Source organism: Streptomyces sp. NPDC037301 (assembly GCF_055602785.1).
The window spans coordinates 278,132-290,745 of sequence record NZ_JBVJWD010000004.1 but is presented as its reverse complement, the minus strand read 5'-3'; the positions used below and the strand labels follow the sequence as shown (position 1 = coordinate 290,745).

The window sequence follows — 12,614 nt, the reverse complement described above, 5'->3', positions numbered from 1 at the left end:
CATTCAGTCCGCGCAGTACGTGTCCTGCTCCGGCCGCGTCCCCGTCGTCAGGAACGTGGTGACCGCGCGGTCGCCGCAGGCATTGCCGTTGCCCAGGTAGAGGCCATGCCCACCGTGGTCGACCGCGACCAGGCGGGCCCGGTCGCCGAGGGCCTCGCGCATCTTCAGGGCGCCGGAGTACGGGGTCGCCGGGTCGCGGAGGCTCTGGATCATCAGGATGTTGGACGGCCCCTCGTCCGTGATCCTGGTCGGCCGCTCCACGGGGGCGTTCTTCCAGAAGGCGCACGGTGTGATGTTCACCGGCATTCCGGCGGTGAGCGGGTGCTTCACGCGGTCGGCGGCGACGGCGCGCCGGTACGACGGGATGCTGCCCGGCCAGCGCACGTCGTTGCAGATCACGCCGATCGTGACCGCCGCGTCCTGGTCCGGCATCGGCCCGGCCAGTTCGGCGGGCAGGACGGGCTTCACCGACGCGTCCCGGGCCTCCTGAACGAGCCCGGCCAACCGGGCGAAGGCACTGTCCCTGTACAGGGCGAGCTGGATCGCCTGCCGCAGCCGGTTGCCGGTCAGCGGGACGCCCGCCGTGGTGGACTCCTTCGGCTCACGGTCCAGTCGCGCCGCCAGCTCCAGGACCAACGGCCGTACGTCCTCGGCGCGTTCGGCCAGCCGTAGCCCCTCCGCCTCCCGGGCCGGATCCGCGGCCCATCGTGCGAAATCGGGGAAGCGGTCGTCCGCTCCCACCGCCATGTTCGCCAGCCAGCCCTGCTCGACGCGGGACGGGTCGGGGTCGCCGCTGCTGTCCAGCACCAGGCGGTCCGTGTGCTGCGGGTACTTCTGGGCGTACACGGCGCCCACATAGGTGCCGTACGAGGACCCCCAGGCCGACAGTTTCTTCTCGCCCAGCGCCTGCCGGAAGCGGTCGATGTCCCGTACCTCGTTGGCCGTGGTCAAGCTCCGCAGCAGCGCTCCCCCGTTGCGGGCACACGCTTCTGCGATCCGCCGCGACCGCTCCACGTTCTCGGTGATCGAACCGTCGGCGGCAGGCCAGGACCGCAGATTCACCAGCTCCCGGTCCTCCGGGTCGAGCCCGCAGCTCGCCTTCGTGCTTCCGCCGGTGCCGCGCGGGTCGAGGCTGACGATGTCGTACTGCCCCGCCGTCTCCCGCTGCAGCTGCTCCCCCTTCTGTGTCACCCGCTGCACCCCTGACGAGCCGGGGCCACCGGGGATCACCAGCAGCGTCCCGCGACGGGCCGAGGGGCGGTCGCTGCGCACCCGGGTCACCGCGAGGCCGAGCTGCGGGCCGTCCGGTCTCCGGTAGTCGAGCGGTACGACCAGCTCGGCGCACTCCTGTGCGGCGGGGCCGTCGTCCTCGGCACACGGCTGCCAGTCGAGCGCGGGGACGGAGGCGGTGGCGGGAGCGGCGGTCCCGTCGGCGTGGGCCGGCGGGGTCACGACCCCGGTCAGAGCGGTGGCGGCAGCGGTGACGGACAGGGCGATGAACGCGGCGGATCTGCGGTAAGTCGTCATGCTGCAAGCCTTGTTGAGCCGAGGCTCCCGGCCCATCCGGGAGGCATGACGGCACAGGGTGGGGTTAGCCCCCCAACTCCCCGCCCGAAATCAGTGGGTGTCCCTGCCGAACAGCAGCTTCCAGGGTGCGAGGGCGGACTCGATCTGCACGCTCAGGCCGAGCTTCGATTCGCCCTCGACCCGCTCCTCGAACCGGATCGGCACCTCGACGATCCTCAAATGGCGTTTGACCGTGCGGTAGTTCATCTCCACCTGGAACGAATAGCCGTTGCTGCGGACCGAGGAAACATCGATCGCCTTCAGCGTCGATGCCCGCCAGGCCTTGAAGCCGGCGGTGGCGTCCTTCACCCGCAACCGCAGGATCGCGTTCACATAGAAATTCGCCCATGCGGAGAGTGCCTTGCGGTGCCAGGGCCACTCCGTGGCGAGCGAGCCGCCCGCCACATAACGGGAGCCGATCACCACGGCGGCGTCCCCGGCGAGCAGTGTCTCGATCATGACCGGGAGTCTCGACGCCGGGTGGGAGAGGTCGGCGTCCATCTGGACCACCACGTCCGCGCCCTCGGCGAGTGCGCGGGTCATACCCGCCACGTAGGCGCGTCCCAGCCCGTCCTTCTCCTTGCGGTGCAGCACGCCGACCGTTTTGGCGGTGTCGGCCGAGAGTTTGTCCGCGACCTCGCCCGTACCGTCCGGCGAATTGTCGTCCACCACGAGAATATGCAGGTCGGGCAGGCCCAGATCCATCAGGAGATTCACGAGGACAGGCAGGTTCGTCCGCTCGTTGTAGGTCGGCACGACCACCACAATCTTCGGCGAGGTCTTCTCCACGGACATTCCTCGTGCCCCCTTGAGGTGTTCTTTCATCCCCCTGCGTCATCCCCGGATGTTCTCCGGTTCGTTCCCCGGTTCGTTCCCCGCGCAGGATCGCGCGAGCCTAGCATCCGGGCGTCCTGACCCGACGGAAGGCGGAATGCTTCATTCTGCTCTGCGCCCGCCGAACAAAGCACCTCGAATTCACCACGAGAACTGAAGGTGGCGCCGGATTCTGGCGCCGCTCGTCACACTTTCTCTCCGGCATCCGTCAGTGCAGTGACGGCGCGGCGGGAACGCGTCCGCGACGCATGGTCCGGGACCCGAGGGCCCGGACGCGGGCCTACCAGATCTGAGTGGCGGGTGGCGGGCCCGACACGCTCCTTCGGGGCAGCGGCGATAGCCTGGTGCGTGTAGCAGGCAGGAGACACGTGCGCATGGGAGCCCGGAATCCCCAAGGTTCCGTCGTCGCGGTGGTCGCGCTCGGCGGTGCACTCGGAGCGTCCGCCCGCTACGGGGCCACGCTGATCTGGCCCACCGCCCCCGGCGGCTTCCCCTGGACGACGCTGATCGTGAATGTCGTCGGCTGCGCGGTGATCGGCGTGTTCATGGTGGTGATCAGCGAGGTGTGGGCGGCGCACCGGCTCGTGCGGCCGTTCTTCGGTACGGGGGTGCTGGGCGGGTTCACCACGTTCTCCACATACGCGGTGGACATCGAGCGCCTCGTCGACGGCGGCCGGGCCCGTACCGGCCTGGCGTATCTGGGACTGACACTGTGCGCGGCCCTCGCGGCGGTGTGGAGTGCGGTGTGGGCAACCCGCCGCGTGCTGGCGTGGAGGCAGTCATGACGACGCCGAACACGGAACGGGCACTGCGCCTGACGGTCTTCGTCGGCGAGTCCGACGGGTGGCACCACAGGCCGGTGTACACGGAGATCGTGCACCGGGCGCACAAGGCGGGGCTGTCGGGCGCGAGTGTGTTCCGCGGGATCGAGGGGTTCGGCGCCTCGTCGATGATCCACACCCAGCGGCTGCTCTCACTGAGCGAGGACCTGCCGGTGGCGGTCGTGATCGTGGACGCGGAGGAGCGGATCCGTGCGTTCCTGCCGCTCATCGAAGAGCTGGTCGCGGACGGCGGTCCGGTCGTCCTGGACAGCTGCGAGGTCGTCCACTACGGCGACGGCCGGGAACGGAACCGGTGAACTGGCTGCTGGTGATCGCCGGTGCGGCGGTCGGGGCACCCCTGCGGTATCTGACCGACCGGGCGGTGCAGTCCCGGCACGACACCGTCTTCCCGTGGGGCACCTTCGCGGTGAACGTGGCCGGATCGCTGATCCTGGGCCTGCTGACCGGCGCGGTCGCGGCAGGCGCCGCCTCCTCCCACCTGCAACTGCTGCTCGGTACGGGGCTGTGCGGGGCGCTCACCACGTACTCGACCTTCAGTTACGAGACGCTGCGGCTGGCCGAGGACGGGGCGAAGTTCTACGCGGCGGCCAATGTGGTGGCGAGCGTGGTGGCGGGGCTGGGCGCGGTGTTCGCCGGTGTCTCGGCCGCCGAGGCGCTGTGGTCGTAGGTACGGCCGAGGTCGCGAGGCAGCCGTTCCGGCGCAGATCGTCGTAGAGACGGTCGGCGTCCCCTGCCACCGCAATGCGAGGCGACGGCAGGGGAACGCCGTTGAGGAGGAGCCGTCACCGACGCCGGGCGATTCAACCCGTTCCACGCCGACAGCGGTCCGTCAGCCGCCGACCCTAGGCACCCGGCCCGTCCCGGACCGCACACCACGCCAACGGCCAGCCCGGCGCCACTCCAACAGCAGGCGCCCGGGATGCTCGAGGGGGCCCGGGCGTCACCCGACCGGGGGCCTTGATCCAAAGGACGGCGGCGAAGTCTGGGAGGTGTTCTCCGTACAATCCGAGAACGACGTGACCGGCACGACCAGAGAGCGCGAGGTTTCTCCAGTGGCAGTCAGCAGCACCACTCCGTCGTCGCGCCCCGTCACCGTCGTCACCGGCGGCAGTCGCGGGATCGGTGCAGCAACCTGTGTCCGTCTGGCATCCGACGGGCATGACCTCGCCCTGGGCTTCGTGAGCAACGCCGAGGCCGCCGAGCGGACCGCGGCGGCTGTGCGGGCCGCAGGGGCGCGCTGTGTCACGGTACGGGTGGACACCGCCGTGGAGGCCGATGTGGAACGGCTCTTCGACACGGCTGCCGCGCAGCTCGGTCCCGTCACCGGACTGGTCAACAACGCGGGAGTGACAGGCCCTCTCGGCCGTCTCGTGGACACCTCCACCGAGACGCTGCGCCGGGTCCTGGACGTGAATCTCCTCGGCTGTCTGCTGTGCTGCCGCCGGGCCGCGAAGGACATGACGGCCAGTGGGTCCGGCGCGATCGTCAATGTCTCCTCGGCCGCTGCCACCCTCGGCAGCCCCGGGGACTTCGTCCACTACGCCGCCACGAAGGCGGCGACGGACGCCCTGACGACCGGGCTGTCCAAGGAACTGGGGCCCGACGGAATCCGGGTCAACGCCGTCGCCCCGGGCATGATCGACACCGAGATGCACGCCACCGCGGGCGACCCCGACCGCGCGGCCGCGGCCGCGGCCGGCATCCCGCTCGGCCGCCCGGGAGCCGCCCCGGAGATCGCGTCCGCCATCGCGTGGCTGCTGTCGGGCGAGGCGTCGTATGTGACCGGGGCGGTGCTACGGGTCGCGGGCGGACGATAGGCCGGGGCGCGACGGGTCGGGGCCGTGGACCGGGGGGCCGGCCATCGGCCGCCCCCACCGTCCCGCGCGCCCGGCGCTGTGCAATTCATGGAGTCTTCGCCCGGCTGTCGCCCTTACGGACCGGTTCCTCCCCCACCCCGCGGCTAGCTTGCAGACGATCACCCCGACGTTCGTCCCCGCGGAGACATCCATGTGCAGCCCCCTCCACCAGCCCGACGGACCGCTTCTGCCCGGCGCGAGCCGTCGTACGTTCCTGTGGGCAACCGCGCTCACCGGTGCCGCCACCGCAGCCACGGGGCTCGCGTCCGCCACGCCCGCCGCGGCTCTTCCCCAGCAGAACACCGGTGCCGTCACGGCCGGTTGGCGGCCCGACCCCGAGAACCCGAGGTTCACGCTCGTCGTCATGCCGGACACCCAGTACCTCTTCGACGGGGCGAGCATCGACAAGGCGCCCATCGAGGCGTCGTTGCGTTACGTACTCGATCACGGGCGCGACGAGAACATCGTCTTCCTGTCCCATCTGGGCGACCTCACCGAGAACGGCCAGGCAGGCGAATTCGCGGCGATCGGAGAGGCGTTCGGGCTGCTCGACCGGCGGCGGGTCGGCTACAGCGTCGTCGCGGGCAACCACGACATCAAGTCGTCCACCGACGACCAGCGCGGCCGCACGCCGTACCTGGACACCTTCGGCCCGCAGCGGATGCGGCGCCTGCCGACGTTCGGCGGAGCGACCCCGGACGGCTACAACACGTACCACCTGTTCCGCGCCGCCGGCCGCGAATGGCTGGTGCTGGCGCTCGACTGGCGGCCGTCGGCGGCGGGGCTCGCCTGGGCGAAGGACGTCATCGCCCAGCACCCGGACACGCCGGTCATCCTCACCACCCACGAGCTGGTGTACGCGGACGCGGACGGCGACGAGGCCGAACTCTCCGACCACGGAAAGCATCTGTGGGACGAGCTGATAGCCGGGCACGACCAGATCTTCCTCACCCTCAACGGCCACTACTGGCCCGCCGGGCGCACCACCCGTAAGAACACCGCGGGCAACGATGTCCATCTGCACATCACCAACTACCAGAACCGCTACTACGGCGGCAGCGCCATGATCCGCCTCTACCGCTTCGACCTGGCCAGGAACACCATCGACGTGGAGACGATCTCCCCGTGGATCCTCGGCCGCGCGGGCGAGAGGCTCAACGACCTGGAACGCGGCGAGATCGAACTGACCGGTCCGCAGGACTGCTTCGCCGTCCCCATCGACTTCGAGAAGCGCTTCTCGGGCTTCGCGCCCGTGCCCGTGCGCGGCCCCCGCCCGGCGAAGCAGCTGCTGATACCGGGCACCGTCGCCTACTGGCGCTTCGACTCCCCTTCGCACCAGGACGGTTCTGCCGCCGACGCCGGCCTGCGCGTCCCCGACCTGTCCGGGCACCGCAACGACCTGGTGCGCGAAGCCGTCCCCGGCAGTGCGCCCGACGCGCTGCGCTGGTCCACCGCCCACCACCCCGACCAGCCCGGTCACGGCAGCCTCTACTTCGACGGCTCGAAGCCGCCGCTGCGGGGCGCGTATCTGCGTACGGAGAACAACGCACCGCTCAACACCAAGACGTTCAGGTCCGGTTACACCATCGAGGCCTTCCTCCGCCTCCCCGCCGACTGGGACGCCGGACGCAACGCCTGGGGCGCCGTGCTCAGCCGCCGCGGCACGCTCGGGGCGGCCGGCAAGACCTCCGGCGACCCGGAGGAGCCCGTCGCCACCCTCTCCGTGTCGGACGGCCCCGGGCTCCAGTGGGCGGCGGCGCCGCTGGACCAGCCGGGGGCCGTCACCAACTGGAGCCATGAGCTGCTGCGCGAGCGGTGGTGGCATGTCGCGGTCGTCAACGACGGGAAGCACACGACGATGTACGTCGACGGCTGCATAGTCGCCCGCAACCCCGCCACCCGCACCACCGGTCTCGCCACCCTGGGCCTGCCCTGGCTGCTGGGCGCCTACGAGTACGGAGGCAGGCTCGACCAGTTGATGCACGGCTGGCTCGGCGACATCAGGATCGTCGAACGCGCCCTGCCCGTGCGGGACTTCATGATCGCCTGAGAGCCTGTCGGGTGACCTTCGTCCGCCCGGTCAGAGGTCACCCGACAGGCTCTGAGGGCCGCAGCCCCCGGGGTCACGCCGCCCGGTTGGTACGGCGCTGCTTGGCGGCGGCGCGCGCCTGAGGCGTGGGCAGGTCCGAGCGGCGCGACTGCCCGGACCGGACGGGACGGCTGCGCCGGCCCCGGGACGACGCGCCACCGCTCCTGGGCTGCTCGGTCAGCGGTGCGGTGATGGTGACGGGCACCCCCGAGGGCGTCTGCGCGCCGGTGATCCGGCTCAGCTCGGCCTCGCCGGAGCGGACCTGGGCGATCTTCGGGATGATCCCGGCGTCGGCCATCAGACGGGTCATCTCACGGCGCTGGCCCGGCAGCACCAGCGTGACGACGCTGCCGGACTCACCGGCGCGGGCGGTGCGTCCGCCGCGGTGCAGGTAGTCCTTGTGGTCGCTCGGCGGGTCGACGTTGACGACCAGGTCGAGGTTGTCGATGTGGATGCCGCGCGCCGCGACGTTCGTGGCGACCAGCACCGTGACGTGCCCGGTCTTGAACCGGGCCAGGGTGCGGGTGCGCTGCGGCTGGGACTTGCCGCCGTGCAGCGCGGCGGCCCGCACCCCGCTGTTGAGCAGATGGTCGGTGAGCTTGTCCACGGCGTGCTTGGTGTCCAGGAACATGATCACCCGGCCGTCGCGGGCCGCGATCTCGGTCGTGGTGGCGTACTTGTCGGCACCCTGCACGTAGAGCACATGGTGCTCCATCGTCGTCACGGCGCCGGCCGCCGGGTCGACCGAGTGGACCACCGGGTCGTGCAGATAGCGGCGGACCAGCAGGTCGACATTGCGGTCCAGGGTCGCCGAGAACAGCATCCGCTGGCCCTCCGGCAGCACCTGGTCGAGCAGTTCGGTGACCTGCGGCATGAAGCCCATGTCGGCCATCTGGTCGGCCTCGTCGAGGACGGTGATGGCGACCCGGTCCAGCCGGCAGTCGCCACGCTCGATGAGGTCCTTGAGCCGGCCGGGCGTGGCGACGACGACCTCGGCCCCGCCGCGCAGTGCACTGGCCTGCCGGCCGATCGACATGCCGCCGACGACGGTGGCCATGCGCAGCTTGAGCGAGCGGGCGTACGGGGTGAGCGCGTCGGTGACCTGCTGGGCCAGCTCCCGGGTGGGGACGAGAACGAGGGCCAGCGGGCGTCGGGCGTCGGCCCGGTTACCCGCGGTACGGGCCAGCAGGGCCAGGCCGAAGGCGAGCGTCTTGCCGGAACCCGTCCGGCCGCGGCCCAGCACATCGCGCCCCGCGAGGGAGTTCGGCAGGGTGGCCCCCTGGATCGGGAACGGCGTGGTGACGCCCTCGGCGGCGAGCGCCGCCAGCAGGGGCGCGGGCATGTCCAGGTCCGCGAAGGCCTCCGCGGCGGGCAGCGCCGGGGTAATGGTCTTCGGCAGCGCGAACTCGCCCTGCTTCGCCGCGGGCCTGCGGCCAAAGCCGCCGGAGCGCCGGTCGGGCGCGCCGTAACGGCCGCCGCCCTGTCCGCCCTGGCGGCCCGGGGACTGCGAACGGAACCCGCCGCCGGAAGCGGTGGAGCCACCGGAGCGGGTGCGGGAGTATCGGTCGTTCGAGCGAGCTGTGCGATCGCGGTTCATACAGAACCCTTCCTCGATATGGCGCGTATCGAGGAATTCACTGGGCGACGAGCGGCGCAGGAATCGCAAGAACGGGCCGTTGACATACGTGTACCGAGCCCGGCTGCGAAGAATGAGCCGTACCGGACGCGGGAAAAACAACGAGCTGGGGCCCGCACCCGAAGGTGCGGGCCCCAGCTGCGCAAATGCGTCACAGCGCGTCAGCGCCGGAGCAGCGGGATCAGGCGGGGGTGATGTTCTCCGCCTGCGGGCCCTTCTGGCCCTGCGTGACGTCGAAGTTCACCTTCTGGCCTTCCTGCAGCTCACGGAAACCGCTGGAGGCGATGTTCGAGTAGTGGGCGAAGACGTCAGCGCCGCCGCCGTCCTGCTCGATGAAGCCAAAGCCCTTTTCCGCGTTGAACCACTTGACGGTGCCAGTAGCCATGTTTTTATCTCCTTCTGGGGGCAGTGCCCGGGGATTCGCACTGTGCGGATCCCGCGTCGCCGCGATGATTACCCCATCCGGAACAAAGCGCCGGAAAATACAAAAGCACGCTCATCGACACATTAAGTCGAAGAGAGCACTTGGAGTCTTTGGGAACCACAACTGCAACTGCTTCCACAGTAGCACGACGGAAGCGTCCGGGCGCGGCGAGTAATTACACTCCAGCGGATACGCCATAAACCCTTGTCGCGCATTGCATAGAATTCTGTGCCGACGGCAATAGATATTCACCCGTCCCCGGCGCCACATCCACCTGTCCCCGGCACCACGGAAGCCGGGGCGCACGCCCGGATCCGCCTCCTCAGGCGCCCGCCGCCCCGCCGGATTCGGTCGCGGGCCGGCGCAGTTCAGCGTTGAGCCGCAGGGCCTCTTCGAGCTGGTCCTCCAGGATCACGATGCGGCAGGCCGCCTCGATCGGCGTGCCGCCGTCGACGAGTTCACGGGCCCTGGCCGCGATTCGCAGCTGGTAGCGGGAGTAGCGACGGTGGCCGCCCCCGGACCGCAGAGGGGTGATCAGACGGGCCTCACCGATCGCCCGGAGAAAAGCGGGCGTTGCGCCGATCATCTCCGCGGCGCGGCCCATGGTGTAGGCGGGGTAGTCGTCGTCATCGAGCCGGTCGGTGGCGTGCGGAGGGGTTCCTGTGGGCATTTGCACCTGCCGCGTATCGCTGACTTCGTTGACCGAAAGAGAAAATCTCATTGTGCGAGCCATCGCTTCTATCATAGCCGCGACAGATTTCCCTGGTCCGGGCGGGGAAATTAGCTGCCCCGAACCGTGCAACCGGTCGACTCCCCGCAGACGCACCCCGCCGGCGCGCCCCGCATCGTCCGGTTGATCCGGTACGACGCAGGTCCGGCACGACGCAGGTGCGGCGCCGCAGGCCCCGCACCCCCAACACCCACTGACCGGCCGGTCAGTTGATGACGACCTGACCAGCAGTCATAATGCAGGTGTAGCCCTTCGCGCATCCCCCGTCGTGAAGGGCTACACCCATATGCGGACCATGCCCCTTTTGTCCGCGAACGACTTCACGGGCAGGGGACTCCCCTCGTGGTCCCCTACCCGTGTTTTTTCGAGTTAACAGTGACGCAGAGTGTTTGCGCAAGCCCGCTCCCGTGCAGCGTCCCGAACCGCCTCCCACACCGAGGACGCCATGTCAGGGGTCGTTACAGTACGAGCCCGTTGACCGAAATCGAAGACCGTGCGGCACCGGTCGGACGGGGCGGATACGTGGGGGCCCGATGGACAGCGGCGAGGAACGCACGCCGGAGCTGCGGACGTTGCAGCAGAAGGTCGAGTACATGGTCGAGAAGACGTTCCCCGGCCGGAAGATCTCGGGGCGGGTCTTCGCCGACCTGGTCAAGGAGCGCGGCGGGTCCCTCTCGCACAGCTACTTCTCCAACATCCTTGCCGGAAAGGTCACCCAGCCGTCCGAGGACATCCTCAAGGCGCTCGGTCTGGGCTTCGGCGTGGACTGGCGGTTCTTCAAGGAGGAGTCCGAGGTCGTCGATGATGTCGTCGCCGGTCTGCAGTTTCTCGCGAAGCGGCGTACAGGGGAGATAAGCGGACTGGCCGGGCGCGGCCTCGACGAGGACGGTCTCCCGCCGGAACTGCTGCAGTTCGCGCTCTCCCTGCTGGAGGACGCCAGGGACCGGCGGAGCGCCGGCGGCGACGGCGCCCACGGCGAGCCGGAGAAGTAGGTCTCCATGTCCCTGCGCGAACTACGGAAGGAGTGCGAGGCCGGGCTGGCCGACCTGCCCATTCCCGCCCCTTTCTCCATCGACGCACTGGTGGCGAACATGGAGGCGGCCCGTGGCCGCACCATCCTGCTGCACGAGATGCCCGACCGGCTGGCCCGCGTCAACGCCGCCTGCGGTCTACGGCTGAAGACCGGCGGGACCAGCTTTGTGCTCTACCGGCGCCGCCCGACCGCATACCAGACCCAGCACGTCATCCTGCACGAACTGTGGCACGAGTGGTTCGACCACGGCACCTCCCTCGACCCGGAGCAGCTCAGGCGGCTGCTGCCGGTCTTCGACACCTCGCTGATCACCCGGGTCCTCGGAGCCGAACCCCCGCCGCAACCGCCCGCCGCCGTTCCCCCACCGGTGGCCGCCACGATCGCCGACGCGCTCCGCTCGGTGGCCTCTGGTACGAGTTGATGACGGCCTTCCCCGACCAGCCCTTCGACCCCCCGGCCTCGCCGGCCCGCGGGCTGACCCGCTTCGACACCCCCGCGGACCTGCGCGTCGACCGCTGGGCCGCCGATATCGCGGACGCCGTCGAGAAGCTGCGCCACTACGTCCCCGACACCCTGCTGCAGGCCGCCAGGGCCGCCGCCGCGGACGGCACCCCGGACCGGGAGAAGGCCGGACCACTCGCCGACGCGTACTGGATCAAGGCGGCACTGCGGGCCAGGAGCACCGGAGTGCCCGCCTCGACCGCCGCGACGGTCGAGTCCCAGCACGCCACCGACCAGGACGGCGAGGTGACATGGCTGGTCCGGGTGGCCTCCGCGTACCGGACGGTCACGGAGGACCGGGCGGAACGGGTACTGGACCACGCCACGTCCACAGCATCCGGCGACGCCACCGAGCCGGCCCGCACACCCTCCCTGAAGGAGACAGCATGACCCCCACCGACACCACCGACGCCCCCGCATCGCCGAGCACCGGCGTCGCGCGGAGCGTCACCGATGTCTTCCAGCCACGCAACGTCCTGCTGGTCGGCATGCTCGGCATCGGCCTGGCCGCCGCCGGTCACTGGACCGGTCTGCTCTGGGGGTTCCTCGGTGCCCTGTGTGCCGGGATCGTTCCTGCCGGGTACATCGAATGGGAGCGCGGGCGCGGCACCTGGGGCGACCGTCATGTCGTCGACCGCACCAAGCGGGCCCCGATCTTCTTCGTCATCCTCGGTTCCGTAGGCGCCGGTTCGGTGGTGATGGTCCTCGGCCACGCCCCCACCGGCATCCTCGTGGCGATGCTCGCCCTCTGGGCGATGACCGTGATCCTCCTGGCCGTCAACACGGTCTGGAAGATCTCGGTGGACGCCGCGGTCGCCTCGGCCGTCGTCGCACTGCTCGCCCCGGTCCACTCGCCGTGGTGGCTGCTCGCGTACGCGATGACGGCCGCCGTGTGCTGGTCACGTGTCGCGCTCGGGTACCACTCGGTGGCGCAGACCGTCGCCGGGGCGTCGCTGGGGGCCACGACGGCGGGCGCGTTCCTGTTCGTCTGACCCGCGCCGGTCCGCCGGGCAGGGCCCCGTCCGGCGCCTGAGAACGGAACCCTCACCCCCGGTGGTGACGGAAGAACCACAGTTGAACCGATCGCCCGCGGGGTACAGGTG

General features: G+C 70.2%; 12 protein-coding genes and 2 pseudogenes. 9 read left to right on the top strand and 5 right to left on the bottom strand.

Annotated elements, in window-relative coordinates; translation table 11 throughout:
• Positions 1 to 3: 3 nt before the first annotated feature.
• Together ACZ7IB_RS10100 and ACZ7IB_RS10095 are read right to left on the bottom strand one after the other, a co-directional pair.
• Positions 4 to 1,527, bottom strand: a complete 1,524-nt coding sequence (locus ACZ7IB_RS10100; RefSeq protein WP_470910969.1) for an alpha/beta hydrolase — start codon at positions 1,525 to 1,527, stop codon at positions 4 to 6.
• A gap of 90 nt (positions 1,528 to 1,617) precedes the next feature.
• A complete protein-coding gene (locus tag ACZ7IB_RS10095; RefSeq protein WP_470910966.1) occupies positions 1,618 to 2,361 on the bottom strand; it encodes a polyprenol monophosphomannose synthase in 744 nt (247 codons plus the stop codon).
• A 413-nt stretch (positions 2,362 to 2,774) separates the two neighbouring features.
• On the opposite strand from ACZ7IB_RS10095, the gene crcB (ACZ7IB_RS10090) reads away from it, so the two are divergent.
• The 5 genes from crcB (ACZ7IB_RS10090) to ACZ7IB_RS10070 all read left to right on the top strand — a co-directional run bounded on the left by crcB (ACZ7IB_RS10090) (position 2,775) and on the right by ACZ7IB_RS10070 (position 7,148).
• Positions 2,775 to 3,185: a fluoride efflux transporter CrcB gene (gene crcB / locus ACZ7IB_RS10090; RefSeq protein WP_470910963.1), complete on the top strand. Its 411-nt coding sequence runs from the start codon at positions 2,775 to 2,777 to the stop codon at positions 3,183 to 3,185.
• The gene (locus tag ACZ7IB_RS10085) at positions 3,182 to 3,538 is read left to right on the top strand and encodes a DUF190 domain-containing protein (protein WP_470910962.1); all 357 of its coding nucleotides are present in this window, start codon (positions 3,182 to 3,184) and stop codon (positions 3,536 to 3,538) included. The genes crcB (ACZ7IB_RS10090) and ACZ7IB_RS10085 overlap by 4 nt, the downstream gene beginning before the upstream one ends.
• Complete coding sequence (crcB, locus tag ACZ7IB_RS10080) at positions 3,535 to 3,909, top strand: fluoride efflux transporter CrcB (RefSeq protein WP_470910959.1); 375 nt, start codon at positions 3,535 to 3,537, stop codon at positions 3,907 to 3,909. Before ACZ7IB_RS10085 ends, crcB (ACZ7IB_RS10080) begins: the two co-directional genes overlap by 4 nt.
• A gap of 385 nt (positions 3,910 to 4,294) precedes the next feature.
• Positions 4,295 to 5,059: an SDR family oxidoreductase gene (locus ACZ7IB_RS10075; RefSeq protein WP_470910957.1), complete on the top strand. Its 765-nt coding sequence runs from the start codon at positions 4,295 to 4,297 to the stop codon at positions 5,057 to 5,059.
• A gap of 190 nt (positions 5,060 to 5,249) precedes the next feature.
• Positions 5,250 to 7,148 carry a LamG-like jellyroll fold domain-containing protein gene (locus ACZ7IB_RS10070; RefSeq protein WP_470910955.1) on the top strand — a complete coding sequence of 633 codons (1,899 nt, stop codon included), beginning with the start codon at positions 5,250 to 5,252 and terminating at the stop codon, positions 7,146 to 7,148.
• A 73-nt stretch (positions 7,149 to 7,221) separates the two neighbouring features.
• Here the strand turns inward: ACZ7IB_RS10070 and ACZ7IB_RS10065 are convergent, their stop codons facing one another.
• From ACZ7IB_RS10065 to ACZ7IB_RS10055, 3 genes are all read right to left on the bottom strand, one after another.
• On the bottom strand, positions 7,222 to 8,784 hold the full coding sequence (locus tag ACZ7IB_RS10065; protein ID WP_470910953.1) for a DEAD/DEAH box helicase: 1,563 nt from the start codon (positions 8,782 to 8,784) through the stop codon (positions 7,222 to 7,224).
• A 220-nt stretch (positions 8,785 to 9,004) separates the two neighbouring features.
• A complete protein-coding gene (locus tag ACZ7IB_RS10060) occupies positions 9,005 to 9,208 on the bottom strand; it encodes a cold-shock protein (RefSeq protein WP_073727988.1) in 204 nt (67 codons plus the stop codon).
• Between the two features lie 361 nt (positions 9,209 to 9,569).
• Positions 9,570 to 9,917, bottom strand: a complete 348-nt coding sequence (locus ACZ7IB_RS10055; RefSeq protein ID WP_470910951.1) for a MerR family transcriptional regulator — start codon at positions 9,915 to 9,917, stop codon at positions 9,570 to 9,572.
• A 593-nt stretch (positions 9,918 to 10,510) separates the two neighbouring features.
• On the opposite strand from ACZ7IB_RS10055, the gene ACZ7IB_RS10050 reads away from it, so the two are divergent.
• The 4 genes and pseudogenes from ACZ7IB_RS10050 to ACZ7IB_RS10035 all read left to right on the top strand — a co-directional run bounded on the left by ACZ7IB_RS10050 (position 10,511) and on the right by ACZ7IB_RS10035 (position 12,503).
• Positions 10,511 to 10,969 (top strand): hypothetical protein, encoded by a 459-nt coding sequence (locus ACZ7IB_RS10050; RefSeq protein WP_470910948.1) that lies wholly within the window; start codon positions 10,511 to 10,513, stop codon positions 10,967 to 10,969.
• Positions 10,970 to 10,975: 6 nt separating this feature from the next.
• Positions 10,976 to 11,362, top strand: a pseudogene (locus ACZ7IB_RS10045) (toxin); the annotation flags it as partial.
• Between the two features lie 29 nt (positions 11,363 to 11,391).
• Positions 11,392 to 11,901: pseudogene (locus ACZ7IB_RS10040) on the top strand (DUF6545 domain-containing protein); the annotation flags it as partial.
• Entirely contained in the window at positions 11,898 to 12,503 is a 606-nt protein-coding gene (locus ACZ7IB_RS10035; protein ID WP_470910946.1) for a hypothetical protein, read from the top strand. The pseudogene ACZ7IB_RS10040 and the gene ACZ7IB_RS10035, both read left to right, overlap by 4 nt.
• The last annotated feature ends 111 nt before the right edge of the window (positions 12,504 to 12,614 follow it).